This is a genomic window from Rhizobium sp. 01L410 (genome assembly GCF_056400165.1).
This window is the reverse complement of the sequence record NZ_JBFTST010000002.1, coordinates 309144-334788: the sequence shown is the minus strand read 5'-3', so window position 1 is coordinate 334788 and position 25645 is coordinate 309144. Positions and strand designations below refer to the sequence as shown.

Genomic DNA, 25645 nt, shown 5'->3' with positions numbered 1-25645 from the left:
GTCCGCACGGGATCAGTCTATGATGCCAGGCCGGTCTTCTGACTTGGCGTCATCCGCCCGCCGCAGCCTTCCCGGTGTCAACCAGTGGCATGATGCGGCAGGCGTCGGCCTTACAGCGTTGGGCACGTTCCGGGCTTGCACCGGATTCCCGATTCTCCCGCGACAAGCGGGCACCTGACCGAAGCGTCTTGCCCGCTTTTACGAGACGCTTCAAGTAGCCGGGAAATACCGGACATAGGCAAACTCGTCACCATCAGGTGACCAGCAGGGAACATTGATCGTGCCCTGCCCGCCGAACAGCTCGAAAAGCGTCGTCAGATTGCCGCCGTCCATATCCATCAACCGCAGCCGCACATGCAGGTCGCGCGGATGATCGAAGACGTCAGGGTCGTAGGAAAGCAGCAGCACCTTGTCGTTGGTAGGCGCCGGATGGGCAAACCAGTTGCCGTAATTGTCGTGCGTGACCTGCTCGAGGCCGGTCCCATCGGGATGAATCCGCCAAATCTGCATCAGCCCGGTGCGGCTGGAATTGAAATAGATCCACTGGCCGTCGAAGGAATAGTCAGGCCCATCATTGCGCCCCTCGCCATGCGTCAGCCGCCGCTCGGCCCCGCCATCGACGGAAATCGTATAGATGTCGAAGAGATCGCCGCGGATGCCGCAATAGGCGAGTTCCTTTCCGTCAGGCGACCAGCCATGCCAATAGGATGGCAGGTTTTCGGTGATCTGCTTTGGCGCGCCGCCTTCCGACGGCAGCGTATAGATGCAGGATTTGCCGTGCTCGGTCTTGTCGGAAATCACATAGCGGCGGCCATCGGGCGAAATGCCGTGATCGTTGTTGCAGGCCGTGGCAAAGCCGGTATCGACCTGCTGCAGACCGCCCTCACCATCCGGTGACAAACGATAGAGAAGGCCATCACCGTTCAGCAGTAGGTAGCGGCCATCGGGCGAAAAATTCGGCGCCTCGATCAGCTGCTCCGTCTGGAACACGACCCGGCTCTGACCGGTGAGGATGTTGTAGATCTCGACCGAACTGCGCATGCATGCCTCCCGCATTTGCTGCGGCCCGGCGCTTAGCCGTTCCGCTTCATTCTGATTTGCATGCGGTTTGTGCCATGCATCTGCGTTTCGATAAAGGCGCAGCGCTTCAAAAGCGAACTGAGGTTCAAGGACACGAAATCCTCAGTTCAGAAGATGCCAACTCACCAGGAAAGGATGAATTCCAGATGCGACGGCGCCGACCGTAGCCAATGTAGCGAGAACAATCTGATATGTTTCGAGCTTCAACCGGCGCTCAAGAACAACCGTCTCGCCCCGCCAATAAAGCCGGTTTGCTTCGTCCAATTGAAAACCATCGAGCTCATCCAAGGCAATTGTGCGCAATGCCATGCTCGTCACCTCTCAATCTAGACAAACAGCAATTGATGATACCCCTACCGATCCCTAAAACGGTTGGTGATTGGATAGCGGCGGTCGCGGCCGAAATTCTTCTTGGTGATCTTCACGCCGGGCGCCGATTGGCGGCGCTTGTACTCGGCGAGATAGAGCAGATGCTCGATCCGGTGCACGGTCGCGACATCGTGGCCGCGCGCGACAATCTCGTCGACACCCATTTCCTTTTCGACGAGGCATTCGAGAATGTCGTCGAGAACCGGATAAGGTGGCAGCGAATCCTGGTCGGTCTGATCAGGCCGCAGTTCGGCAGAGGGCGCCTTGTCGATGATGTTTTGCGGGATCACCACGCCTGACGGTCCGAGCGCATCCGGCGGCACATGCGCATTGCGCCAGCGCGAGATCGCATAGACCTGCATCTTGTAGAGGTCCTTGATCGGATTGAAGCCGCCGTTCATGTCGCCGTAAAGCGTCGCATAGCCGACCGACATTTCCGACTTGTTGCCCGTCGTGACGACCATCGAGCCGAACTTGTTGGAGATCGCCATCAGGATCGTGCCGCGGGCGCGGCTCTGCAGGTTTTCTTCGGTGATGCCGCTATCGGTGCCTTCGAAGAGGTCCGAGAGCGCCGAGGTAAAGCCGGTCACCGGCGCCTCGATCGGCACGATATCATAGCGGCAGCCGAGCGCCTTGGCGCATTCGGCGGCATCCTTCAGCGAATCCTCGGACGTGTAGCGATAGGGCAGCATGACGGTGCGCACCCGCTCCTCGCCCAGCGCATCGACGGCAATCGCCGCGCAGATCGCCGAGTCGATGCCGCCGGAGAGGCCAAGCACGACATTCTTGAAGCCGTTCTTGTTGACGTAGTCGCGGAAGCCGAGCAGGCAGGCGCGGTAATCCGCCTCCTCTTTCTCCGGAATATGCGACATCGGCCCTTCGCTGCAACGCCAGCCGTTGTCGCCGCGCTTCCAGGTGGTCACGGCAAGCGCCGGTTCGAACTGGCTCATCTGGAAGGCAAGCGACTTGTCGCCGTTGAAGGCAAAGCTCGCGCCGTCGAAGACCAGTTCGTCCTGGCCGCCAAGCTGGTTGGCGAAGATCAGCGGCAGGCCTGTTTCAATCACCTGTCGCAGCGCCACCTGATGGCGCACATCCACCTTGCCGCGATAATAGGGCGAGCCGTTCGGCACCAGCAGGATTTCGGCGCCGCTTTCGGCCAGCGTCTCGCAGACGCCGAGATCGTTCCAGATCTCCTCGCAAATAGGCACGCCGATCCTGACGCCACGGAAATTCACCGGCCCCGGCATCGAGCCTTCGGCAAAGACGCGCTTCTCATCGAACTCGCCGTAATTCGGCAGATCGATCTTGTCCCGGAACACCAGGATCTTGCCGCCATCGAGCACCGCGACGGAATTGTGCCGCCCTGTCTCGCCCTGCCGCGGGAAGCCGACGATCAGCCCCGGTCCGCCATCCGCGGTATCGGCAGCGAGATCCTCGATGGCCTTGAGGCAAGCCTTCAGGAATGCCGGTTTCAGCACCAGATCCTCGGGCGGATAGCCGGAAATGAAAAGCTCGGTCAAAAGCAGCAGATCCGCGCCCTGACGGGCCGCATCGGCGCGTGCCTCGCGGGCTTTGGCAAGATTTCCAGCAACATCGCCGACCGTTGGGTTGAGCTGGCCGACGGCAATCCGGAGCGTGTTCAAGGGAGCGTTTTCCTGTGTCATGTCATCTATTTAGCGCGCGCGCGTTCGCCCCGCAACGTGTCCTGCCATGAAAAGCCGCCGGGTCTGCTCAGACGAAAATTCAAATCTTCGGGAAAAGCAAGGAAACATTAATGGTTCATCTAGCGTTCATGGCGGGCATGTGACAGTTCGGTGAAGGTTTTATGACGCCGGGATGACGGCGGGAATGACATTGGAGTCCGCCCTTGATCGCGTTGGTCATGAAGTCCGCGCAGGCCAGAAGAATGGCGCTGCTTTCTGCTGGTCTCGGCGCGAATGTCCGCTCTCCCGCCGCCCGAGCCGCCCTCAGCATCGCATTCACCTTTTCGATGGCGCTGCTCAGTGTCATCGCCGTCGAATGGATCGCCCGCAGCACGCTTGCCGATGTCGGCGATTTCCTGACCTCGACGGCCCGCCCCGGCATGACCACCGTCGTCATGCTGACCATCCTGATGCTGACGCTCGATGCCGCCTTCGGCCGCCGCTATCTCTCGGCGCTGATCCTCGTTCCGCTTGTCTTGATCCCGGCTTTCGTCTCCAATCAGAAACAGCATTACCTGTCCGATCCCTTCTATCCCTCGGACATCCTCTTCGGCCGCCAGATCATGGAATTGCTGCCGGTGATGGTGCGTGACCGGCCGTTCACGGCCATCGCCATCGTCGTCGGCCTGGTGCTGCTGGCCGCCGGCATGGTGTTCGGCTGGCGCTATGCCTGGCGCACCTTTCCGAAGCTGTCGAACCAGGCGCGTCTTCGCCGCCTCTGCCTCGGCCTACCGGTGATCGCCGCCTTCGGTTCGCTGATGGATTATTCGCAATATTCCTACATCCGCGACCGCCTGCAGGTCGTGCCGATGATGTGGGACCAGAAGGAAAATTACCGCAGCAACGGCTTCATCCTGGCCTTCATCTTCAACGTACCGATGGCCGATGTGGCAGCCCCTGCCGGCCTCAATGCCGAGGCGCTCGACGCGATCCCGGCCCGCAATTACGGCTATCTCGCCGGCCCGCGCGAAAAGCCCGATGTCATCATGCTGATGAGCGAATCCTTCTGGGATCCGACGCGGCTGAAGAAGCTGAATTTCAGCGCCGACCCGATGCCTGTTATCCGCGCCTCGCAGTCCGGCTATGTGTTTTCGCCCGAATTTGGCGGCATGACCGCCAATGTCGAGTTCGAGGCACTGACAGGCTTCTCCAATGCCTTCCTGCCCTATGGCAGCATTCCCTATCAGCAATATATCCGCCGCGACGTGCCCTCGCTTGCGACCTTCTTCCGCGGCGAAGGCTACACGGCGCGCGCGCTCCATCCTTTCAGCGGCTGGTTCTGGAACCGCAACGAGGTCTACAAGGATTTCGGTTTCGAGGAGTTCCGCACCGAGGAAACCCTGCCGCCGATGGAAAAACGCGGCATCTTTGCCTCCGACGACTCGCTGATGAAAGAAATCATGCGCGAGGGCGACGGACTGGATAAGCCGTTCTTCTTCTTCGCTGTCACGCTGCAGGGACATGGCCCCTACGAGGCCAACCGCTACGCCCACAACTCGATCGACATCCAGGGCGACATTCCGGAAGCCGACCGCGCAACGCTCGCGACCTATACGCAGGGTGTCAAGGAAGCCGACGACAGCCTGAAGATGCTGATGGACTGGGCCTCGCATCGCGACCGCGAGACGATAATCGTTCTCTGGGGTGACCACCTGCCGCCGCTCGGCAATGTCTATATGAGCGCCGGCTACATGCCGGACCAGGTCGCCACCCGCAAGGCGCCGCTCGACGTGATGAAGCAGCAGCACGAGACGCCGCTGGTGATCTGGTCGAACAAGAAGGGCGTCAAGCAGGATGTCGGCACCATCAGCCCGTCGCTGATCTCCTACAATCTCCTGAAGTTCGCCGGCTTCGAGCATCCCTATTACACCGGCTTCCTCGGCCGGGTGCAGAAGAAATACGACATCATCGACCGCTACCAGCTGGCAACCCGCAAGAACGAGGTGACGCCGGACTGGGTGCTCGATCCGAAGAAGCTCGATCCCTTGGTGCGCGATTACCGCTACCTGCAGCACGACGTCATGTTCGGTAAGGCGCAGACGCTCGACCGCTTCTTCCCGCAGCATGTGATGGTCACCAAACCGGGCAGCTAAGACACTAATTCGCATTGCATTCAGGCCATCAGCGGGAATACTGGCTCCGACGCGATACAGCATCGGAGCCTCGCATGTATAACCTCCCCAATTTCATCCACACGCATTTCGGCAAGAGTGCCGACGAACTCGGCGACATCGAGAAGCGCGTGCTGCAGAAGGCGCATGAACGGAAGATCATCTCCACCAACGTCAACGCCGTCCTTTCCGCCGAGTCGTCCTTCGGCCAGCGCATTGCCGATGGCATCGCCCGCGTCGGCGGCTCCTGGTCCTTCATCCTGACCTTTCTGGCCTTCCTGGTGATCTGGACTGTCATCAACACCATCATCCTGGCGACGGGCGCCTTCGACCCCTACCCCTTCGTCTTCCTCAATCTCATCCTCTCGATGCTCGCCGCCATCCAGGCACCGATCATCATGATGTCGCAGAACCGCCAGGCCGAGCGTGACCGTCTGGAGGCAGCCAAGGATTACGAGGTGAACCTGAAGGCCGAACTGGAAGTGCTGGCGCTGCACCAGAAGATCGACATGCGCGTGCTGACCGAACTGACATCTTTGCGCGAAGATGTCGCGAGGCTCAGTGCCGCGCTCGACGCCAAACGCATCTAGGCGCTTTCGGGATATTGCGGCAGGCCGTCGTTGATCTCGTAGAAATCGGCCTTGTCGGCGCAGTAGATATGGTAGCCGATGGACAACCCGCTCGGCTGATCGAAGGCACCGGCAAGGATCGAGACCGTGTCAGCGCCGGTGCGCTGCCAGAACAGCCCCGATCCGCAATTGCGGCAGAAACCGCGCTCTGCCGCATCGCTCGACTGATACCAGTGCAAAGCCTCCCGGCCGTCAATGACGAGCCCTTCAAGCGGGACGTCGGTTGAGGTAAAATACAGCCCCGTCTGCCGCCGGCACTGCGAGCAATGGCAGGCAACGACGGGCCCCGGCTTGCCAGTGCCCCGAAACCGCACGGCGCCACAGGCGCATCCTCCAGCATAGTCTCCGCTCATTGCCGCCGTCTCCATTTGAACTCCTGCGGAAACTGACGGCAGACGGCGAAGGGGTCAAATCCAATCTGTTGATGGAAAAGCTCAGTGTTTTTGATGGTTTGAAAGACCGCCCCGCACTGGTCGAGACAGGCCCTCTCAGGCCGAAAGCCATCGGGAGTTGCATGAAGTGCCCGGAGGGCTTTCCCGAAATAGGTCATCTTGCCGCGCTAGAACACACGCATTACTTTTATTAGCTAATCCAAAATTAATAGTTTCAGGCCTATACAGAACGCAGCTTACGAAGCTCGCATGAGGCGCAGTATGACAGTGTTTCGCCGTTTCCGTTCGAACGACAAAGGAGCCGCCGCGATTGAATTTGCGATCATCGCTCCGCTGTTCCTGCTCGTGATGTTGACGCTGATCGCCTACGCGATCTACCTGACCGCGGCCCATTCCGTCCAACAGATCACCGCCGACGCCGCCCGGACGGCTGTCGCCGGCATTTCCGCCAAGGAGCGCGAAACGCTGGTCGACAATTTCATCACCGCCTCGACGATCAATCATCCTTTGCTGCAGAAGGACAAGATCCACGTTACGGTGACCACGGATCCCGGCAACGTCAACCAGTTCACGGTGACGACGGAATATGATTCCGCCAATCTACCTATATGGAATTTATACACTTTTCCGCTTCCGGACCATACCATCAAGCGCTTCGCGACGATCCGGATGGGAGGCATCTGAATGACATTGAATGCCTTCAGGCTTTGCCGTGACAAGCGCGGCAACATTGCCATCAGTGCCGCTCTCTGCGCGCCCCTCATCATCTACTCCCTTGGCCTCGGGGTCGACTACGGCATGCTGACGCTGCAGCAGCGCCGGCTGCAGCAGATGAGCGACATAGGCGCCATCGCCGCTGCGTCGGACATCAACCGGGCCGCCGACCAAATTCTTGCCAATTTCACAGAGAACGGGATCAACGTGGCGGTGCTTACCGAGAACGGTTACCTGACCGGCAAGGGATCGCTCCCGAAGGACGCGGATACGTCACAATTCCAGGCTGTCGTCAGCTATTCGCTGGGCGCCTATCTCGCCGACGAGACCGTCGCCCCCGGCCAGCGCTTCGTTTCCGGAAAGCAGCCCTACGATGCCGTAAAAGTTGCAGTATCGCAGAAGGGTGAATTGGCCTTCGCCAATATCTTCGCCAGTGCCCCGACACTGAGTGCTACCGGTACCGCCTCGGCCGCAAAAGTCGCAGCCTTTTCCGTCGGCTCGCGTCTGGCAAGCGTCAACGATGGCGTGCTGAACGCCCTGCTCAGCGCCCTCCTCGGCACCACTGTCTCGCTGAAAGCGGTCGATTACGAAGGCCTTGCTTCGACCGACATCAACCTGCTCTCCTATCTCGATCTCCTGGCGACCAATCTCAACGCCAACGCCGCCACCTATGACGAATTGCTGGCGACCGATGTCTCCTATCCGCGTCTGTTGAACACGCTCGGCAAGACGCCCGGTCTCCCTGCTGCGGTCAACAAGACGATCACGGCGCTGGAGAAGGGTCTCGGCTCCACTCAGCTCAAAGTAAAGCTTGAAGATATCCTCAATCTCGGCTCCACCGGCGAACGCGCCATCGGCAGCGGTTCGCACCTGCAGGTCGATGCCACCGCGATGGAGCTGATCTCGGCGACCGCGCTGGCCGCCAACCAGAAGAAGCAGGTAGCGGCCAACGTCAACAGCACCGTTCCCGGTCTGCTGAACGTCAAGCTCAGCGTCGCCGTCGGCGAGCGGCCGGTCGGCTATGCGGCGACAGCTGTGGGCTCTGCAGGTTCCGCCGTCCGCACGCCGCAAATCCGTCTGGCGATCGAAACCAGCGTGCCGGGTCTCGGCTTGCTCGGCGGCCTGAAACTCCGCGTGCCGCTCTATGTCGAGGTGGCCTATGCGGAAGCCAGGCTTTCCAATATCACCTGCCTTGGCGGCGGCGCCAAGAATACTAGCGTCGGCGTCGAAGCCGTGCCGGGTGTTGCCGAGATCGCGCTCGCCGATGTCGATACGACGGCATTCGCGAATTTCGGCAGCAAGCCACGCGTCAATCGCGCCACGCTTCTCGATGTCTTCGGACTTCTGAAAGCAAGCGCCATGGCCGACGTCAATGTCACCAACCTCGACAAGAGCAAGCTGACCTTCCAGCCAGCCGACATCGCGGCAAAGACGGTCAAGAACATTTCGACGAAGGATAGCCTGACCTCAACGGTTCAGAGCCTGCTCGGCAACACCGATATCGAGGTGCAGCTGCTGACCTTGACGCTCGGCACACCCAAAGCGGTGACCGCGGCCGTGGCGCAGACCCTGACGGGGTTGACAAAGCCGCTCGACGAGCTGCTTTACAACACGCTGATGATGCTCGGTATCAAGATAGGCGAAGCCGATATCCGCGTCACCGATGCGCGCTGCCAGCAATCGGTCCTCGTCCAATAAAAAAGCCCCGCAGTGCGGGGCTTTTCCAATTCAGTCATTTGCACTTAGGCGCTGACGGCCAGACGCTTCTCGTCGCGGCCGCCCTTCATGCGCTCGGCAAGCAGGAAGGCAAGCTCGAGGGCCTGGTCGGCATTGAGACGCGGGTCGCAATGCGTGTGGTAGCGGTCGGACAGCGAGTCCGCCGTCACTGCGCGGGCGCCACCGGTGCATTCCGTCACGTCCTTGCCGGTCATCTCGATATGGATGCCGCCCGGATGCGTGCCTTCGGCGCGATGGATCTGGAAGAAGCTCTCGACCTCCGACAGGATCCGTTCGAACGGACGCGTCTTGTAGTGGTTGAGCGTGATCGTGTTGCCATGCATCGGATCGCAGGACCAGACGACCTTCTTGCCTTCCTTCTCGACGGCGCGGATCAGCTTCGGCAGGCTGTCGGCAACCTTGTCGTGACCGAAACGGCAGATCAGCGTCAGGCGGCCGGCTTCGTTGGCCGGGTTCAGCGCATCGATCAGCTCGATCAGGTTGTCGGGCGTCAGCGACGGGCCGCACTTCAGACCGATCGGGTTCTTGATGCCGCGGAAATATTCAACATGCGCATGGTCGAGCTGACGTGTGCGGTCGCCGATCCAGAGCATATGGCCCGACGTCGCATACCAGTCGCCCGAAGTCGAATCGACGCGGGTCAGCGCTTCCTCGTAGCCGAGAAGCAGAGCTTCGTGGCTGGTGAAGAAATCCGTCTCGCGCAGGCTCGGCTGGTTCTCGGCAGTGATACCGATCGCCTTCATGAAGTCCATGGTTTCGGAGATACGGTCAGCCAGCTTGCGGTAGCGATCCGCCTGCGGGCTGTCCTTGATGAAGCCGAGCATCCACTTGTGAACGTTTTCGAGGTTGGCATAGCCCCCCATCGCAAAGGCGCGCAAGAGGTTCAGCGTTGCCGCCGACTGACGGTACGCATCGAGCTGGCGCTCCGGGTTCGGAATGCGGGCTTCTTCCGTGAATTCGATACCGTTGATGACATCGCCGCGGTAGCTCGGCAGCGACACGCCGTTCATCGTTTCGATGTTCGACGAACGCGGCTTAGCGAACTGACCGGCGATGCGGCCAACCTTGACGACAGGAAGCTGCGCGCCATAGGTCAGAACCACGGCCATCTGCAGGAAGGCGCGGAAGAAGTCGCGGATATTGTCAGCGCCATGTTCGGCGAAGCTTTCGGCGCAGTCGCCACCCTGAAGCAGGAATGCGTCGCCATTGGCAACGCTGGCGAGCTGCTTCTTGAGGCGGCGTGCTTCACCGGCAAAAACCAGCGGCGGATAAGTGGCAAGCGTGGCTTCCGTTGCCGCCAGAGCGGCCTGGTCCGGATATTCCGGAACCTGCTGGATCGGTTTTTGCCGCCAACTGTTCGGGGTCCAAGTCTGTGCCATCTTACTCACCTTTGCTACACCGGATAACGCCGGGCATCGTCCTTGAAGAATAACGGCGGCTTATAAACCTTTAGGCCCGGCTTGCCTAGCGGCGTTTCGGACACTTTCAAGGGCAAAAGGCGACGTTTTTCCTGCATATAAAGGAACGCTGCGCCCGCACTTCAATCCCCGCCATTAAGACAAACTATACCACGTCGTTTTGCTGACGATTTAGCTTTCGCTGTTACAACACCCTTCAATATTAATGGGCCGCACTGGTGCCTTTCCTGAAAATGCAGGCGAGCGGCTGAGACAGGGATTTCGACGCCGATGACCATGCGCCGTTTGCTCGCCGACCGTTCCGGCAACTTCGGTTTGCTGACTGCCCTGCTCGCCGTGCCGCTGATCGGCTCGGCCGGCATGGCGATCGATTTCGGCCATGCGATGAGTCTGCGGACACAGCTTTATGCTGCGGCAGACGCCGCAGCTGTCGGCTCCATCTCGCAGCAGTCCAGTGCGGTCACACAGGCGATGACGAGTGGCGATGGCCCGCTTTCGACCGGCCTGGCGGATGCGCGCAGCATCTTTCTTGCCCAGATGCAGGGAGAACTGAAGGCAAGCGACGTCAGCCTCGACGTCCAGGTCAACAAGGTCGCCAATCAGCTGAATTCCCAGGTGTCGTTCAGCGCCAGCATTCCGACGACCTTCATGCAGATCTTCGGCCGGAACAGCATCCAGATCGACGGCACGGCAAATGCCGTCTTCCAGACCGCCGCTTTCATGAATTTCTACATCCTGCTCGACAACACGCCGTCGATGGGTGTCGGCGCGACGCCGACCGATGTCGCGACAATGGAAAAGAAGACGTCGGATACCTGTGCCTTCGCCTGCCACGTCGTTTCTGACGCCGGCGTCGAAGACCCGAACAGCTATTACAATCTGGCCAAGAAGAACAACGTCACCCTGCGCATCGACGTCGTGCGCCAGGCGACGCAGCAGCTGACGCAGACAGCGAAAGTCCAGCGCGTCACCGACAACCAGTTCGCCATGGGGGTCTATACCTTCGGCAAACGCGCGCAGGATGCCAACTTGACGACGATTTCCGACCCGATCACCGATCTCGACAAGGTGGCGAACTACACGAATGCCGTCGATCTGATGTCGATCCCTTTTCAGGGATACAACAACGACCAGCAGACCAGCTTCGACAACGCCCTGACACAGATGAAGACGATCATCGGCAACCAGGGTGACGGCAACAGCCAGACCCAGCCTCAGAAAATCCTGTTCTTCGTCTCGGATGGTGTCGGCGACAGCAACAAGCCGTCAACCTGCACCAAGGCGACGACAGGCGGACGCTGCCAGGAGCCGATCGACACATCCTTCTGCAAGCCGCTGAAGGACAAGGGTGTCAAGATCGCCGTACTCTACACCACCTACCTGCCGCTGCCCAACAACAGCTGGTACAACAGCTGGATCAAGCCGTTCCAGAGCCAGATTTCCACGAAGATGGCCGAATGCGCGACACCCGGCCTCTACTTCGAGGTAACGCCGACCGACGGTATCGCTCAGGCGATGAATGCCCTGTTCCTCAAGGTCATCCGCATGCCGCGCATCACCAGCTGACGATCAGACCTTCTGGCCGTCGACGATGCGATAGCTCGGCGCATACATGGTGACGAGTTCTTCGGCGGCGGTCGGATGAACAGCCATCGTGCGATCGAAATCGTCCTTGGTGCAGCCGGCCTTCAGTGTGATGCCCAGTATCTGCGCCATCTCGCCTGCGTCATGCCCCAGGATATGCGCGCCCACGACCTTGCGGCTGGCGGCATCGACGATCAGCTTCATCAGCATCTTCTCGCCACGGCCTGACAGCGTCGCCTTCAACGGCCGGAACTGGGCGCGATAGACCTCGATCTCGCGGTATTTCTTCGCAGCCGCTTCTTCCGTCAAACCGACAGTGCCGATCTCCGGCTGCGAGAACACCGCCGTGGCGATCAGATCGTGATCCGGTTTGGTCGGGTTGTTCTTGTACTCGGTTTCGATGAAGCACATCGCTTCGTGGATGGCGACCGGCGTCAGCTGTACCTTGTCGGTGACATCGCCGAGCGCATAGATGTTATCGACGCTGGTGCGCGAGTAATCGTCGACGACGATGGCGCCCCGCTCGTTGGTCTTCACGCCCGCGGCCTGAAGCCCGAGGCCATCGGTATTCGGATCGCGGCCAAGCGCCAGCATGACGACACCGGCGTTCAGCGTGCCGTTGTTCTTGGTCTCGACCACGAGACCTTCACTGCCCTTGGAGACCTTCTCGATCAGATCGTGGCAAAGAATGCGAATGCCCTTGGCCGTCATCGCCTCGTGCAGGCCGCGGCGCAGATCATGGTCGAAGCGCGAGAGGATCTCGGCGCCGCGATAGATCAGCGTCGTCTCGACACCGAGGCCATGGAAGACATTGGCGAACTCGACGGCAATATAGCCGCCGCCGGCAATAACGATCGATTTCGGCAGCTCTTCAAGATCGAAGGCTTCGTTGGACGAGATGCAGAGCTCGTGGCCGGGAAGCGCTGCATGCGCATTCGGCTTGCCGCCTGTAGCGATCACGATCGTCTTGGCCGTCACCGTTTTGCCGGTGTTGACGAGCCTGATTGTGTGATTGTCGACAAGCTCGGCGCGGGTTTCCAGAATTTCCGCGTTGGCAGTGGAAAGTCCCTTCTTGTAGAGCCCTTCCAGCCGTGAGATCTCGGCATCCTTGGCCGCGATCAGCTTCTTCCAGTCGAAGCTGGTTTCACCAACGGTCCAGCCGAAGCCAGCCGCATCCTCGAAATGCTCATGATACTGCGAAGCATAGACAAACAGCTTCTTCGGCACGCAGCCGCGGATAACGCAGGTGCCGCCGTAACGATACTCCTCCGCGATCGCCACCTTCTTGCCGAGCGAAGCCGCCACGCGCGCGCTTCTTACGCCTCCCGAACCGCCACCAATGACGAAGAGGTCGTAATCATATGCAGACATGAGGAAATGCTCCGGTTGGGAATCGGGAGGGAAGGCTGACAAAGCATATAGTATCGGTGGCCACGAAAACAAAAGCCCGGCGCGAGCCGGGCTTTCGTCATGGTAATCGTGAAACCGCTTATTGCGGGGTCTGCAGGTTGAGGGCCGGAGCAGCCGGAGCCTTGGCAGGTGCCTTTGCCGGAGCCTTGGCGGGCGCCTGAGCCGGAGCGCCGGAAGCATCGGCCGGTGCTGCCGGCGTGTCGAGCTGAACCGGCTCGACCTTGATGATCTTGCCAAGTTCGTCGCTGGCATTCTTCTGCAGGTCGCGGGCGATACCCTGAGCCCAGATATCGGCCGCACGGTTGGTCTCGCGCGAAGCGATCGGGCCGTCCTTGAGCAGCTTCTTGCCGACGTCGGACCCGTAGAAATCGGCGATCGCCTTCAGCTCTTCAACGGTGAAAGCCTTGGCATAGTTGGTCGCAGCTTCCTTTTCGAGGTCAGCGCGGCGCGGCGCCAGGGCGAGAGCGGTCGCATCGACCGTCTGCGAAATCTGGTCTTCATAGTTCGGCGAATCCTGGATCAGGCCGGCCTTGAGGCGCTCTGCCAAACCCGGCAGGATGTTGTCGAACTGAGCGGTGGCGCCGATCGCAGCGATTGCCGCGCGTGCTGCCTTCAGCTGCTCTTCCGTGACTTCCTGAGCCTTGACGGCAGTACCGAAAGCGAAGCTGGAGAGAATTACGGTCGCAGCGGCGATGCGGCCAAGACCTGCAAATGTCTTCATGAGTTCAATGCTCCTGTTATCTGTTCGCTTGCAGCGTGCGGGCACCGGATGGACCAGCAATGATCGCAAGTGCCGCCATATTGAGAAAAAGCCCGTGTTCAACGACACCGGGTATTGAATTCAGCTCGCTCGAAAGCGCCTCTGCATCAGGAATGCGGCCAAATGATGCATCGATAATGTGGTGGCCGCCATCCGTGGTAAAATCTCCGTCACCCGATCGGCGGATCGCAAGACTGCCGCTGAGGCCAAGCTTCGCGGCGACCTTCTCGATCGTAATCCGGGTCGAAACCAGACCGAACGGATTGACTTCGATCGGCAGCGGAAACTGGCCGAGCGTCTCCACCAGCTTGCTTTCGTCGGCAATGACGATCATCCGTCCGGATGCTGCGGCGACGATCTTTTCACGCAGCAGCGCACCGCCGCCACCCTTTATCAGACGCAGGGCGCCATCCACCTCGTCGGCGCCATCGATGGTCAGATCGAGTTCCGGCAATTCATCGAGCGATTTCAGGGGTACGCCGAGTTCGACGCAAAGCCGCGCCGTGCGTTCGGATGTCGGAACGCCTTCGATCTTGAAGCCGCCTGCGACCTTTTCCGCCAGCAGCCGCACGAACTCTTCAGCCGTGCTCCCCGTGCCGATACCGAGGCGCATACCGCTTTTCACATGGGTCAGCGCAACCGCGGCAGCCTTGATCTTCATCTCGCGGGCATCCATGCGCCGCTTACTCCGATTGTTTCGTTGGATGTGCTGTTAACACGGCTCGCATGCCAAACGAAAGCCAAAATAACCGAAGCAAACTGAAAAGCAAAAGCATCGCGGCGGGCCCGAAACAGGCTAGTCTTGACGTTGCTTTTTCACCGCCCTTCGCCTACTCCGGACCGACCCGTTTTCATGAAGAGGCAACAGACCTTGACCCCTGCCCTTGTCGTACTCGATCTCGATGGCACGCTTCTCGATACCCATGCCGATCTCATTGAGAGCCTCAATCACTCGATCGGCTCGATCGGCCTCGAGCCCGTCAGTTATGACAACCTGACCCATCTCGTCGGTCACGGCGCCAAGGTGATGATCGAGCGCGCCTGCAAGCTGCGCGGTCACCCGCTGACCGAAAGCGAGGCCCCATTGCTGCTGGAGCGCTTCATCGCGCATTATACGGAGACCATGCCCGGCCACACGAAGCCTTATCCCGGCCTTGTCGCCGCCATGGACAATCTGAAGGCCAACGGCTTCAAGTTGGCCGTCTGCACCAACAAACTGGAATCGCTGGCACGCACGCTGCTGGAAAAGCTTGGCCTCACCGGCTATTTCGACGCGATCACCGGCGGAGACACCTTTCCGGTACGCAAGCCCGATGCCCGTCATCTCCTCGGTACGATCGAAAAGGCCGGCGGTACGCCTGAGCGGAGCATCATGGTCGGTGACAGTTTTAACGATATCGCCGTCGCCAAGAACGCCTCGGTCGCCTCTATCGGCGTCCCATTCGGCTATTCCGACGTGCCGATCGCGAGCCTGGAACCCACCCGTATCATCCAGCATTTCGATGAACTGACGCCCGATTTCGCCAACGCGCTGATCCGCGATTATGCGGCAGGCAACAAGGCCGTACAGACCGCCTGAGCCCGCCAGCATGGCAAACAAAAAAGGCGGCCACCGGCCGCCTTTTTCATGACTATTAAAACGCTCAAATCTGAGCGCCGCGCGCCTTGCTGGTGATGTCGAAGGCCTTCATCGTGTAGGTATCGCGATCATAGACGTCGTTGAAATATTCAACATTGCCGTCCTTGTTCGGCCAGGCCGTGAAGTAGGCGATATAGATCGGGATCCGCTGCGGCACCGAAACAGCCTTGTTCTGGCCACTGGCGATCTGCTTGGCGACATCGTCGACCGTCGTGTTCAGCACGGCAGCCGCCATCGCCCGCGGATCGGCAAGGCGCACGCAGCCATGGCTCAACGCGCGCATATCACGCTTGAAGAAGCTGCGCTGCGGCGTGTCGTGCATGTAGATCGCATGCGAGTTCGGGAACAGGATTTTCAGTTCGCCGAGCGCATTGTCACCGCTCGGTGGCTGGCGCACCGAAACGTTGGCGGTCGAACCGTACCAGTCGACACTCGAAGACGGAACAGCACGGCCGTTGACGGCCACCTCATAGCCCATGCGGTCGAGATAGTTCGGATCGGCGCGCAGCTTCGGCAGCATCTCGTTGATGATGATCGACTGCGGCACGCCCCAGAACGGATTGAACTCGACGGTTTGGATCTCATCTTCGAAGAAATTGGTCTGATGCGTCGGCTGGCCGACGACCACACGCATCGACAACTGTTCCTTGTTGTCGTTGTGGTAGTAGACCATGAAGGCAGGCTGGTTGATCATCACGTAACGCGAGCCGAGATCTTCCGGCAGCCAGCGGGCCTGCTCCATGGCAACGACGAGCTTGTTGATCTTCGCCGTGTTGCTGTCGCCGCCGGTCATGACGCGGACGGTCGCCTGACCGATGACGCCATCAGGCTTCAGGCCATGCTCTTTCTGGAAGTCCTCGACCAGTGACACCACCTCGGGCGAATAGTCGGAACCGCCGGTATAGGCAGCGAGCATCGCGGCATGCTGGGTCTTCAGTGTTTCCGAACCATGTTTGCCGACCGCCTTGACGATATTGGCGATCTCCGGCGAGCTGTCGCCCGGACGCAGCAGGCCGTTGAGCGAGATGGTGATCTGCTCCTGGTCGCCGCCTTCGGCCTTCAGCTTGGCAAGCTCCTTCTTCAGGATATCGAATTCACGCCCATCCGGGCTGCGGCTCGCGAGATAAGAGCCGACATCCGGGCTCATGCGCGCGAGCTTCAGTACCGGATCGAGATTGACGACCTTGCGCTTGAAATCGTGATAGCCAGACAGCTTGTTCGGATCGATACGACCGCGCACCGTGTCCTGAACATAGGCCAGAACCTTCGACGACAGCTCAAGTTCGAACTGCGTCAGCGCGTGATCGCTAACGGTCGAGTCAGGATTGGCGGCATCGGCAGCCGGAAGATCGACCGCGTAGTCTGCCGGATCGAGACCGACGGAACCGGCGCTTGCCAGGAAGCTCATGGCGGCCTTGGCGCGATCGTTCACTTCCGTGCCGCTGACCCAGACGAGCGGGTTCTTGGTGTCGCCGTAATAGCTTTCGAGCGACTTCGCGACATTGCCGTCGGCGCGAACCTTGGCATCGGCGAGATAGCGGCGCTGAACGCCAGACTGGTCGCCCGACGTTGCCGACGCATCAACGACGGCACCGGTTACCACCGGGTCTGCAAACTTCGCCGTGTTCACCAGACGCATCGGGTCCGGCTTATACGTATAATAGGTCGGCGACGTCACCTTCGGCAGCGGCGCGTCGACGGGGGCCTGCATGGCCGGCATCTGCGCGGGATTGGAAGGATCGATGATGGTGCTCTGGGTGCGCGGCCGGTCACCGCGGATCATGTCCATCAGCGTATAGGCATGCGCGGGCGCAGCAAGTGCCGCAAAGCCGCAGGAAAGTGCCAGTGCGGAAACCGCACCCTTGAAAAACGATGTCATGCTTTTTCCAGTCCCAGTGTCATGCTGTCTTGGCGTGGGCCCGAGCCCATTCGAGATTTCTACCGCCTGGCTCACTGCTCCATTGGCAGAATCCAGCCTGCGCCGCCAGCGCCGGACGACTCAACTTTGCGTGACGTGATCCTTCGCGGCGGCGCTCCGCAGTTCACACAAAATTATGAAATTATTGGTTAATTTTTTACCCAATTTCGCGCCGCCGCCAAAGCCCGTTTTTCAGCTGTTCCGCATAAAATTCCGGCCGTGTCCCAAATACCACGCCAACCGGGCCTAAAACATGAAAATCACTCTCATATTTTAAGCCGCGAGACGGTTTTCTTGGCGGCGCTCCGGGCCTATAAGACGCCATCCTGACGACAGCAGAGGAAGGCACTGCGATGAGCACGACCCGTACCGAAACAGACACCTTTGGCCCGATCGAAGTCACCAGCGACCGCTATTGGGGCGCACAGGCCCAGCGCTCGCTCGGCAACTTCAAAATCGGCTGGGAAAAGCAGCCGCTGTCGATCGTCCGCGCACTCGGTATCGTGAAGCAGGCGGCCGCGCGCGTCAACGTCGAACTCGGCCAGCTCGACCCTGAGATCGGCAAGGCGATTTCAGTGGCGGCGCAGGAGGTCATCGACGGCAAGCTCAACGACCACTTCCCGCTGGTCGTCTGGCAGACGGGCTCCGGCACGCAGTCGAACATGAATGCTAACGAAGTGATCTCCAACCGCGCCATCGAAATGCTGGGCGGCGTGATGGGCTCGAAGAAGCCTGTTCATCCGAACGATCACGTCAATATGAGTCAGTCGTCGAACGACACCTATCCGACAGCGATGCATATCGCCTGCGCCGAACAGCTCGCTCATCACCTGCTGCCCGCCCTCAAGCATCTGCACGCCGCGCTCGACATGAAGGTGGTCGAGTTCAATCACATCATCAAGATCGGCCGCACGCATACGCAGGACGCCACGCCGCTGACGCTGGGACAGGAATTTTCGGGCTATGCTGCACAGGTGGGTTCGGCGATAAAGCGGATCGAGATGACGCTTCCCGGCCTCTGCGAGCTCGCACAAGGCGGCACGGCCGTGGGCACCGGCCTCAATGCGCCGGTCGGATTTGCAGAGGCCGTTGCCGATGAGATCGCCAAGATCACCGATATGCCATTCGTAACGGCGCCCAACAAGTTCGAGGCGCTGGCATCGCATGACAGCATGGTCTTCAGCCATGGCGCCATCAATGCCGCAGCTGCAGCCCTCTTCAAGATTGCCAACGACATCCGCCTCCTCGGCTCCGGCCCGCGCGCCGGTCTCGGTGAGCTGGCACTGCCGGAAAACGAACCCGGCTCGTCAATCATGCCAGGCAAGGTCAACCCGACCCAGTGCGAAGCGCTGACCCAGGTCTGCGCCCAGGTCTTCGGCAACAATGCCGCCCTCACCTTCGCCGGCAGCCAGGGCCATTTCGAACTCAACGTCTACAATCCGATGATGGCCTATAACTTCCTGCAATCGGTTCAGCTCCTTGGCGATGCCGCGATCTCCTTTACCGACAATTGCGTCGTCGGCATCGAAGCCCGGGAGGACAACATCAAGGCAGGCCTCGAGCGATCACTGATGCTGGTCACCGCTCTTGCCCCGACGATCGGCTACGACAACGCCGCCAAGATCGCCAAGACGGCCCACAAGAACGGCACGACCTTGAAGGAAGAAGCACTCGCCAGCGGGCTGGTAACGTCGGAACAGTATGATTCGGTCGTCCGGCCGGAGCAGATGATCGGACCGAAATAAGGCTGATCAAGCAACGCCTGTTGAACAAGAAAGGCTCGCGGAGGTCACTTCGCGAGCCTTTCGCCGTTTTTTCCCGGCATAAACGGGCCTTGGGTTTGCCCGGGGCGAACCTCTAGCGCCGCTCCATGACGGACGTATAAAAACGCCACGACTTCGAAAAATAAGATTAAGATTCGAATATCGAAATGTAATTACAATATATTATAAAATATAAACTCAACATCAGGATTCATTATAATCATGTAATATATTACCTATAGTTCAGTATATTACTGTACGTTGGCGTTTATATATACATACGCGTGACAAATACGCAACATCGATACTTTACCACCCGTTGTGACAAACTTGTAATTTTGACGTTTCGTTCGCCCTGTACCCACCGCCTCGAAGTTGGGGGCATGCCACCTTCTTCTCAAAAACAAGGGCCGGGAAAGGGAATGCCGTTGGCAAAAAATCCCAGCCCAATCGAAACTTTGAATTGGAGGTTATCCATGAACATCAAGAGCCTTCTCCTTGGCTCCGCTGCAGCTCTCGCAGCAGTTTCCGGCGCTCACGCCGCAGACGCCATCGTCGCTGCAGAACCGGAAGCCGTCGAATACGTTCGCGTCTGCGACGCTTACGGCACCGGCTACTTCTACATCCCGGGTACCGAAAGCTGCCTGAAGATCAACGGCTACATCCGTTTCGACGTCAACTTCGCGTTTGGCGACGGCACCGACAATCCGGCCACCGGCAAGGGCGGCGAAGACTGGAACGTCCGTACCCGCGGTCAGGTTCAGTTCACTGCCAAGAGCGATACCGAATACGGCCCGCTCACTGGTGTTATCGTTTACCAGGCCAACTATCGTGGCCCGTCAATCAAGGACGGCGCTCTGAGCCCAAGCGGCGCTCAGAACGCAACCGTTCTCGACACCGCCTACATCGACATCGCTGGCCTGCGCGTCGGTAAGTTCGTCAACTGGTGGGATAACGACTTCTCGGGCGAATTCGACATCACCAACTCTGGCACCACGAGCTTCAACACGGCCCGTTACCAGTATGAAGCCAACGGCTTCTACGCTGGCGTCGCGCTCGAAGAACTCGGCGGTAACGGCTTCGCTTGGGAAACTGGCGGCAACGACCTCGGTATCGACGCTGCAATCGGCGGCAAGGCCGGCAGCTTCACATACGAAGTTCTCGCTGGCTACGACGTCGATGCTGACAACTTCGCCGTTCGCGGCAAGATCGGTGCCGACATCGGCCCCGGCACGCTCGGCATCGCAGCGATCTGGGCTGATGGTCCTAGCGCCTACTTCACCAAGGGCGAATGGACTGTTGCAGCCCAGTACGCCATCAAGGCGACCGACAAGTTCACGATCACCCCTGGCTTCCAGTACACCGGCAATGTCGATGTCACCGGCCTGGCTGGCGAGCAGGAATTTGACGGTGGTAGCGAGTGGCGCGCAGGCGTAACGCTCGACTATCAGGTCGTTCAGAACCTGGCAGCGAAGCTCGCAGTCACCTACGTCGATCACGACTCTGACACCTCTACGGTTGGCGCAAGCTACACCGGCGTTACGGGCTTCTTCCGCCTGCAGCGTGCATTCTAATCTGATCTGACTCCTTCGGATCGAGGCCCGTCCGGCTCTGCCGGGCGGGCTTTTTGCCGCGGCGGAACCAAGACCCTTCTCCAGCGCATTGCATTTCGCCGCGCCCGGATTTAGATCGCTTCCAAACTAGCCCATTCGAAAGGTTTCCAATGGCTGACGATCTCTTCCCGCTCGGCAAAGACACGACGCAATACCGCAAGATCAGCAGCGACTACGTCTCGGTCGACAGCTTCAAGGGTCAGGAGATCCTGGCGGTCGAGCCAGAGGGCATCCGGCTGCTGGCCGAGACCGCCTTTGCCGACATCAACCACCTGCTCCGCCCCGGCCATCTGAAGCAGCTCGCCTCGATCCTCGATGATCCCGAGGCCACCGACAACGACCGTTTCGTTGCCTATGATCTGCTGAAGAATGCCAATATCGCCGCCGGCGGCGTGTTGCCGATGTGCCAGGATACCGGCACCGCCATCATCATGGGCAAGAAGGGCCGCCGCGTCTGGACTGAAGGCGGCGATACCGCGGCGCTCTCCAGGGGCGTGCTTGACGCCTATGAAAAGAAGAACCTGCGCTATTCGCAGCTGGCGCCCATCAAGATGTTCGAGGAAAAGAACACCAAGAACAACCTGCCGGCCCAGATCGATATTTATGAAGAAGGCACTGACAGCTACGACTTCCTCTTCGTCGCCAAGGGCGGCGGCTCCGCCAACAAGACCTTCCTCTACCAGGGCACGCCATCGCTGCTGACGCATGACCGCATGATCGACTTCCTCAAGGAGAAGATCCTCACGCTGGGTACGGCAGCCTGTCCCCCCTACCATCTGGCGATCGTTATCGGCGGCACTTCCGCCGAGATGAACCTGAAGACGGTCAAGCTCGCCTCGACGCGCTATCTCGACGACCTGCCGACCGAGGGCTCGGAAAGCGGTCACGCCTTCCGCGATATCGAGATGGAAAAGGAAATCCACAAGCTGACCCAGCAGATGGGCGTCGGCGCCCAGTTCGGCGGCAAGTATTTCTGTCATGACGTCCGCGTCATCCGCCTGCCCCGCCACGGCGCCTCGCTGCCGATCGGCCTCGGTGTTTCCTGTTCCGCCGACCGTCAGGCCAAGGGCAAGATTACTCGCGACGGTATCTTCGTCGAACAGCTCGAGACCGACCCCTCGAAATACATGCCGGAGATCGACGAGACGAAGCTGTCGGAATCGATGGTCCGCATCGACCTCAACCAGCCGATGGCTGGCATTCTCGCCGAGCTTTCCAAGCATCCGGTCAAGACCCGCCTGTCGCTGACTGGCACCATTATTGTCGCCCGCGACCTTGCGCATGCGAAAATCCGCGAGCGCCTGGAAAATGGCGAAGGCATGCCTGACTATATGAAGAACCACCCGGTCTATTACGCCGGTCCGGCCAAGACCCCGGCAGGCTATGCCTCCGGCTCCTTCGGTCCGACGACTGCGGGCCGCATGGACAGCTATGTCGACCAGTTCCAGTCCTTCGGCGGTTCGATGGTGATGCTCGCCAAGGGCAACCGCTCGCGCGCCGTGCGCGAAGCCTGCAAGAAGCATCAGGGATTCTATCTCGGCTCGATCGGTGGCCCGGCCGCCCGTCTGGCACAGGACTGCATCAAGAAGGTCGAGGTTCTCGAATATCCCGAACTCGGCATGGAAGCCGTCTGGAAGATCGAGGTCGAAGACTTCCCCGCTTTCATCGTCATCGACGACAAGGGCAACGACTTCTTCCAGGAACTCAATCTCGGCTGATGCCGGGACTACACGCATTAGCTTCCGGAGCGTTCAAAATAGCTTCGGAAGCAATGATCTTGATATCTCTCTGACGGCAGGGCAAAGCCGCGTTCACAAAAGACGGACGCCGTCGCCGTCACCGTCAATGAAATAAGAACACGCTTATGCAAATTTTTTCAGAGATTTTCCGGGAAACTTTCAACCGGCCACAGCCGGAAGACAGCCTCAGGTGTGAGCATCCCTCAGATTCCTGAGTTTTTTCAATGCTATAGTATTTCTGGAATATACAACCAGAATAATCACATGTAATCGTTGGTATATATCGTCTTAATTGTTTCCCAACGAATTTAAGCTAACCAATAGAAGATTGCTTTTCTAATTCCTTGAGGAGTATGCCGGATGAATACGGCTGCAGCGCAGAAAGCGCAGATCCCGGATGTCGCAGGCCAGATCACTTTTGCCATGCGTTCTATGGGCGTCGCGCCAATCCCGCGCAATTACGAACTCTTCTACGAAGCCTATATCGGTTCCAATCCGGCCCTGACGCGCGATCTCGCGGCACTCGGCGGACAGGCGACGCAGGAAGAACTCGACGAGCTCGGCTCGCAATACTTCACCCACTCTCCCGCCCGCGTCTTCGACGATGTCCATTCCCGCATTGCCGCCGAACTTGAGGGATTGCTCAGAGTGCTGCGCCAGGAGCAGACCTCTCTCGAGAGCTACAACAAGCTGCTCGGCGAAACCTACCGCCGTATCAACACCAAGAACACCACCAGTGTCGATCTCCTCGAAAACGCCATCACCCTACTGACCCAGGCAACCGGCGACACCATGGCCCACGGCGAACGTACCGTCGAGAATGTCGCTCAGCGCTCGCAGGAAATGGATGAGGTCCGCAAGGAACTCGACGAGTACAAGCGCATCGCCAACACCGACTCGCTGACCCGCCTGTCCAACCGCCGCGCCTTCGACGACCGGCTCGCCGCTGTCTTCGACAACGTCGCCCTGAAGCCTGTGACCGCTCTGGTGCTGGCCGATATCGACAACTTCAAGAAGATCAACGACACCTACGGCCACCCGGTCGGCGACAAGATCCTGGCCACTGTTGCCTCGGTCATCCGAGCCAATGTCCGCCGCGATATCTTCGTGGCACGCACGGGCGGCGAAGAATTTGCCCTGATCATCGACGGCAACACGCAGGAAGAGGTCATGGGCATGGCCGAGCGGATCCGCCGCACCCTCGAAGCGACACCGTTCAAGAACTCCCGCACCCGGATCAACTATGGCCCGGTCACGGTTTCCATGGGTGTCTGCATGGCATCCCATGCCGACGACGCGGGAGAGCTCTATTACAAGACCGATATCGCCCTCTACGGCGCCAAGCACGCCGGCCGCAACTGCAGCGTCCTCTATGAGGATGGCATGCAGAAGGACTTCACCAAGAGCTGGCTGATCTACAAGGCCTGACCATCACCATCCGGTGACGCGCTACCACATCGTCTTCGCAGCGCGTCCCGCCCATTCGCGATCATAGGTTTCGTAGTCGAAATCGCCTGCTGCCGCCTTCAACATCATGCCCGGTGTCGGCAGGCTTGCCGGATCGGCGAAGGTTTCCGGGTTCCAGATCTGCGAGCGCATCAGCGCCCTGGCGCACTGGAAATAGACTTCATCGACAGTGATCACCACGACAGTGCGCGGATGCCTGCCGTCCATCTCGAAGCTTTCGAGCAGGCTCTCGTCATCGGAGACCACGCCGCGGCCATTGATCCGCATCGTCGTGTTCGATCCGGGCACCAGAAACATCAGCGCCAATCGCGGATCGCGAACGATGTTGGAAAGCGAATCGACGCGATTGTTGCCGCGCCAGTCCGGAAGATGGAGGGTCTTCTCGTCGACGATCCTGACGACGCCGCCGATGTCGCCGCGCGGTGAGCAGTCGAGGCCCTCAGGTCCAACCGTCGCCAGCGCCACGAATGGCGAGGCCTCGATCATCTGCCGGTAGAGCGGCGTCAGCACCTTGGTGACCTTGGCAACCGAAGCCTGCGTCAACCCGCCTGCATAGATCTCGCCGAGCTCTTCCACTGTCCTGATGATTTTCATGATCGCCTGCCATCCTAGTTCACGGCTTTCATTAGCCGCCTAAGATGACGCTACAATGACGCGCGCCTCGCCGGAAGCTCGAAAAGAGAAACGATCTCGGCATCGCTCTTGCCGGTAGCGGCATCAAGAAACGACTTGATCTCCTGCAGCACAGGTTCGGCGCCGATGATCCGGCGGTGGCCGAAGCTGTTGGCCCAGAACAGCCTGACATTCTCTCCCGACGCCGCATAGCGCCGCGCATGATCGGCGCTTACTTCCTTGTCGTCTTCGGCATGGACGACAAGAACCGGCACCGCGAGACGGCCAGCCGAAGTGCCGACATCGAAATCAGCGAGCTTGCGCCCGGTTACGCGCTGAACCTTGCGCTCCAGGGCTGCCTGCGCCTGCCTGCCAAGGCCGATCATCCGGCCGAAATCATGAAACAGCCAGGCCATCTCGCTTGGCGAGCCGATGGTGACGATCTTCTCCGCTTCCAGTTTGTGGATCTGCGGCAGGATGCCGGTCGCCGATACCATCAAAGCTGCACCGCCGAAGGAATGGCCGATGGCGGCATCGAAGCGGCCGAAACGATCCTGGGCTGCTGCAATCGTCTCCACCGCCAACCCCATATGCAGCGAGCGCCCGCCGGAGATACCATGTCCCGGGAAATCGAGCGCGATGACCTCGGCACCATCCTTGGCCAGCATTGCGATCAGATCGGTCATATAGGCCATGCCCGATCCCCAGCCATGAGTTACGAGATAGCGCTTGCGCTGCCCGCGCGCGCCGCCATTGATCCTGTAGGCTCCCGCACGCCGGCCGTTTGCAAGCCGGATCGCGATGCGCTCGGCATCTTTCAGCCACAAGGATCCAGCGGCGTGTGCGGCCTTGGCCTTTGCTCCCTTCGGACGCAGCGAGGGCGTTCGGCAGAACAACCGGAAGGCCGCCTCGCCCGCCAGATCGGGCGAAAGAGCCTGCAGCGCGCGAAATCCGAAGCGAGTGACCGCAAGCGCAAAGTTTGCCATA

At 59.8% G+C, this 25645-nt stretch carries 21 protein-coding genes and 1 riboswitch; of the genes, 10 read left to right on the top strand and 11 right to left on the bottom strand.

Annotated elements, in window-relative coordinates:
- Positions 1-11: 11 nt before the first annotated feature.
- Positions 12-193: riboswitch (cobalamin riboswitch) on the bottom strand.
- Between the two features lie 17 nt (positions 194-210).
- The 3 genes from AC1DV9_RS06170 to AC1DV9_RS06160 all read right to left on the bottom strand — a co-directional run bounded on the left by AC1DV9_RS06170 (position 211) and on the right by AC1DV9_RS06160 (position 3113).
- The gene (locus tag AC1DV9_RS06170; RefSeq protein ID WP_477946726.1) at positions 211-1041 is read right to left on the bottom strand and encodes a TolB family protein; all 831 of its coding nucleotides are present in this window, start codon (positions 1039-1041) and stop codon (positions 211-213) included.
- 141 nt (positions 1042-1182) lie between these two features.
- Positions 1183-1389, bottom strand: coding sequence for a hypothetical protein (locus tag AC1DV9_RS06165; RefSeq protein WP_112539272.1), 207 nt, complete (start codon positions 1387-1389; stop codon positions 1183-1185).
- A 44-nt stretch (positions 1390-1433) separates the two neighbouring features.
- Positions 1434-3113 (bottom strand): NAD+ synthase, encoded by a 1680-nt coding sequence (locus AC1DV9_RS06160; protein WP_477946724.1) that lies wholly within the window; start codon positions 3111-3113, stop codon positions 1434-1436.
- 242 nt (positions 3114-3355) lie between these two features.
- Here AC1DV9_RS06160 and AC1DV9_RS06155 point away from each other — a divergent pair, with 242 nt between their 5' ends.
- Positions 3356-5245 (top strand): LTA synthase family protein, encoded by a 1890-nt coding sequence (locus AC1DV9_RS06155; RefSeq protein WP_477946723.1) that lies wholly within the window; start codon positions 3356-3358, stop codon positions 5243-5245.
- A 74-nt stretch (positions 5246-5319) separates the two neighbouring features.
- A complete protein-coding gene (locus tag AC1DV9_RS06150; RefSeq protein ID WP_112387207.1) occupies positions 5320-5853 on the top strand; it encodes a DUF1003 domain-containing protein in 534 nt (177 codons plus the stop codon).
- On the opposite strand, the gene AC1DV9_RS06145 is transcribed toward AC1DV9_RS06150, so the two are convergent.
- Entirely contained in the window at positions 5850-6245 is a 396-nt protein-coding gene (locus AC1DV9_RS06145) for a GFA family protein (protein WP_112539398.1), read from the bottom strand. The two genes, AC1DV9_RS06150 and AC1DV9_RS06145, sit on opposite strands and share 4 nt — an antisense overlap.
- A gap of 300 nt (positions 6246-6545) precedes the next feature.
- Between AC1DV9_RS06145 and AC1DV9_RS06140 the strand changes: the two genes are divergently transcribed.
- Both AC1DV9_RS06140 and AC1DV9_RS06135 read left to right on the top strand, forming a co-directional pair.
- Entirely contained in the window at positions 6546-6968 is a 423-nt protein-coding gene (locus AC1DV9_RS06140) for a TadE/TadG family type IV pilus assembly protein (protein WP_112387206.1), read from the top strand.
- Entirely contained in the window at positions 6969-8696 is a 1728-nt protein-coding gene (locus AC1DV9_RS06135) for a pilus assembly protein TadG-related protein (RefSeq protein ID WP_477946722.1), read from the top strand. It abuts the gene before it with no gap.
- A gap of 44 nt (positions 8697-8740) precedes the next feature.
- Here the strand turns inward: AC1DV9_RS06135 and AC1DV9_RS06130 are convergent, their stop codons facing one another.
- Positions 8741-10114 (bottom strand): class II 3-deoxy-7-phosphoheptulonate synthase, encoded by a 1374-nt coding sequence (locus AC1DV9_RS06130; protein ID WP_112387204.1) that lies wholly within the window; start codon positions 10112-10114, stop codon positions 8741-8743.
- 315 nt (positions 10115-10429) lie between these two features.
- On the opposite strand from AC1DV9_RS06130, the gene AC1DV9_RS06125 reads away from it, so the two are divergent.
- Positions 10430-11719, top strand: coding sequence for a TadE/TadG family type IV pilus assembly protein (locus AC1DV9_RS06125; RefSeq protein ID WP_477946953.1), 1290 nt, complete (start codon positions 10430-10432; stop codon positions 11717-11719).
- A gap of 3 nt (positions 11720-11722) precedes the next feature.
- Here AC1DV9_RS06125 and gor read toward each other — a convergent pair whose 3' ends face one another.
- From gor to rpiA, 3 genes are all read right to left on the bottom strand, one after another.
- The gene (gene gor, locus AC1DV9_RS06120; protein ID WP_477946721.1) at positions 11723-13108 is read right to left on the bottom strand and encodes a glutathione-disulfide reductase; all 1386 of its coding nucleotides are present in this window, start codon (positions 13106-13108) and stop codon (positions 11723-11725) included.
- Positions 13109-13226: 118 nt separating this feature from the next.
- Positions 13227-13868, bottom strand: a complete 642-nt coding sequence (locus tag AC1DV9_RS06115; protein ID WP_112539277.1) for a DUF2059 domain-containing protein — start codon at positions 13866-13868, stop codon at positions 13227-13229.
- Between the two features lie 16 nt (positions 13869-13884).
- Positions 13885-14583 carry a ribose-5-phosphate isomerase RpiA gene (gene rpiA / locus AC1DV9_RS06110; protein WP_112539278.1) on the bottom strand — a complete coding sequence of 233 codons (699 nt, stop codon included), beginning with the start codon at positions 14581-14583 and terminating at the stop codon, positions 13885-13887.
- 177 nt (positions 14584-14760) lie between these two features.
- Between rpiA and AC1DV9_RS06105 the strand changes: the two genes are divergently transcribed.
- The gene (locus AC1DV9_RS06105; RefSeq protein ID WP_442207856.1) at positions 14761-15486 is read left to right on the top strand and encodes an HAD family hydrolase; all 726 of its coding nucleotides are present in this window, start codon (positions 14761-14763) and stop codon (positions 15484-15486) included.
- A 64-nt stretch (positions 15487-15550) separates the two neighbouring features.
- Here the strand turns inward: AC1DV9_RS06105 and AC1DV9_RS06100 are convergent, their stop codons facing one another.
- Positions 15551-17425, bottom strand: coding sequence for a L,D-transpeptidase family protein (locus AC1DV9_RS06100; protein ID WP_477946720.1), 1875 nt, complete (start codon positions 17423-17425; stop codon positions 15551-15553).
- Positions 17426-17817: 392 nt separating this feature from the next.
- Between AC1DV9_RS06100 and fumC the strand changes: the two genes are divergently transcribed.
- The 4 genes from fumC to AC1DV9_RS06080 all read left to right on the top strand — a co-directional run bounded on the left by fumC (position 17818) and on the right by AC1DV9_RS06080 (position 24007).
- Complete coding sequence (fumC, locus tag AC1DV9_RS06095; protein ID WP_477946719.1) at positions 17818-19209, top strand: class II fumarate hydratase; 1392 nt, start codon at positions 17818-17820, stop codon at positions 19207-19209.
- A gap of 494 nt (positions 19210-19703) precedes the next feature.
- Positions 19704-20801, top strand: coding sequence for a porin (locus AC1DV9_RS06090; protein ID WP_477946717.1), 1098 nt, complete (start codon positions 19704-19706; stop codon positions 20799-20801).
- A gap of 149 nt (positions 20802-20950) precedes the next feature.
- Complete coding sequence (locus tag AC1DV9_RS06085; protein WP_112387196.1) at positions 20951-22558, top strand: fumarate hydratase; 1608 nt, start codon at positions 20951-20953, stop codon at positions 22556-22558.
- A 381-nt stretch (positions 22559-22939) separates the two neighbouring features.
- Positions 22940-24007 (top strand): GGDEF domain-containing protein, encoded by a 1068-nt coding sequence (locus AC1DV9_RS06080; protein ID WP_112387195.1) that lies wholly within the window; start codon positions 22940-22942, stop codon positions 24005-24007.
- A gap of 21 nt (positions 24008-24028) precedes the next feature.
- On the opposite strand, the gene AC1DV9_RS06075 is transcribed toward AC1DV9_RS06080, so the two are convergent.
- Positions 24029-24640 (bottom strand): pyridoxamine 5'-phosphate oxidase family protein, encoded by a 612-nt coding sequence (locus AC1DV9_RS06075; protein ID WP_112539282.1) that lies wholly within the window; start codon positions 24638-24640, stop codon positions 24029-24031.
- A gap of 50 nt (positions 24641-24690) precedes the next feature.
- Positions 24691-25644, bottom strand: a complete 954-nt coding sequence (locus AC1DV9_RS06070; RefSeq protein WP_477946715.1) for an alpha/beta hydrolase — start codon at positions 25642-25644, stop codon at positions 24691-24693.
- Position 25645: the final 1 nt, after the last annotated feature.

Bases quoted from the DNA above. Each gene is read 5' to 3' on its own strand.
- AC1DV9_RS06170 (WP_477946726.1), bottom strand. From the start codon at position 1,041: ATGCGCAGTTCGGTCGAGATCTACAACATCCTCACCGGTCAGAGCCGG.
- AC1DV9_RS06165 (WP_112539272.1), bottom strand. From the start codon at position 1,389: ATGGCATTGCGCACAATTGCCTTGGATGAGCTCGATGGTTTTCAATTG.
- AC1DV9_RS06160 (WP_477946724.1), bottom strand. From the start codon at position 3,113: ATGACACAGGAAAACGCTCCCTTGAACACGCTCCGGATTGCCGTCGGC.
- AC1DV9_RS06155 (WP_477946723.1), top strand. From the start codon at position 3,356: ATGGCGCTGCTTTCTGCTGGTCTCGGCGCGAATGTCCGCTCTCCCGCC.
- AC1DV9_RS06150 (WP_112387207.1), top strand. From the start codon at position 5,320: ATGTATAACCTCCCCAATTTCATCCACACGCATTTCGGCAAGAGTGCC.
- AC1DV9_RS06145 (WP_112539398.1), bottom strand. From the start codon at position 6,245: ATGAGCGGAGACTATGCTGGAGGATGCGCCTGTGGCGCCGTGCGGTTT.
- AC1DV9_RS06140 (WP_112387206.1), top strand. From the start codon at position 6,546: ATGACAGTGTTTCGCCGTTTCCGTTCGAACGACAAAGGAGCCGCCGCG.
- AC1DV9_RS06135 (WP_477946722.1), top strand. From the start codon at position 6,969: ATGACATTGAATGCCTTCAGGCTTTGCCGTGACAAGCGCGGCAACATT.
- AC1DV9_RS06130 (WP_112387204.1), bottom strand. From the start codon at position 10,114: ATGGCACAGACTTGGACCCCGAACAGTTGGCGGCAAAAACCGATCCAG.
- AC1DV9_RS06125 (WP_477946953.1), top strand. From the start codon at position 10,430: ATGCGCCGTTTGCTCGCCGACCGTTCCGGCAACTTCGGTTTGCTGACT.
- gor (WP_477946721.1), bottom strand. From the start codon at position 13,108: ATGTCTGCATATGATTACGACCTCTTCGTCATTGGTGGCGGTTCGGGA.
- AC1DV9_RS06115 (WP_112539277.1), bottom strand. From the start codon at position 13,868: ATGAAGACATTTGCAGGTCTTGGCCGCATCGCCGCTGCGACCGTAATT.
- rpiA (WP_112539278.1), bottom strand. From the start codon at position 14,583: ATGGATGCCCGCGAGATGAAGATCAAGGCTGCCGCGGTTGCGCTGACC.
- AC1DV9_RS06105 (WP_442207856.1), top strand. From the start codon at position 14,761: ATGAAGAGGCAACAGACCTTGACCCCTGCCCTTGTCGTACTCGATCTC.
- AC1DV9_RS06100 (WP_477946720.1), bottom strand. From the start codon at position 17,425: ATGACATCGTTTTTCAAGGGTGCGGTTTCCGCACTGGCACTTTCCTGC.
- fumC (WP_477946719.1), top strand. From the start codon at position 17,818: ATGAGCACGACCCGTACCGAAACAGACACCTTTGGCCCGATCGAAGTC.
- AC1DV9_RS06090 (WP_477946717.1), top strand. From the start codon at position 19,704: ATGAACATCAAGAGCCTTCTCCTTGGCTCCGCTGCAGCTCTCGCAGCA.
- AC1DV9_RS06085 (WP_112387196.1), top strand. From the start codon at position 20,951: ATGGCTGACGATCTCTTCCCGCTCGGCAAAGACACGACGCAATACCGC.
- AC1DV9_RS06080 (WP_112387195.1), top strand. From the start codon at position 22,940: ATGAATACGGCTGCAGCGCAGAAAGCGCAGATCCCGGATGTCGCAGGC.
- AC1DV9_RS06075 (WP_112539282.1), bottom strand. From the start codon at position 24,640: ATGAAAATCATCAGGACAGTGGAAGAGCTCGGCGAGATCTATGCAGGC.
- AC1DV9_RS06070 (WP_477946715.1), bottom strand. From the start codon at position 25,644: ATGGCAAACTTTGCGCTTGCGGTCACTCGCTTCGGATTTCGCGCGCTG.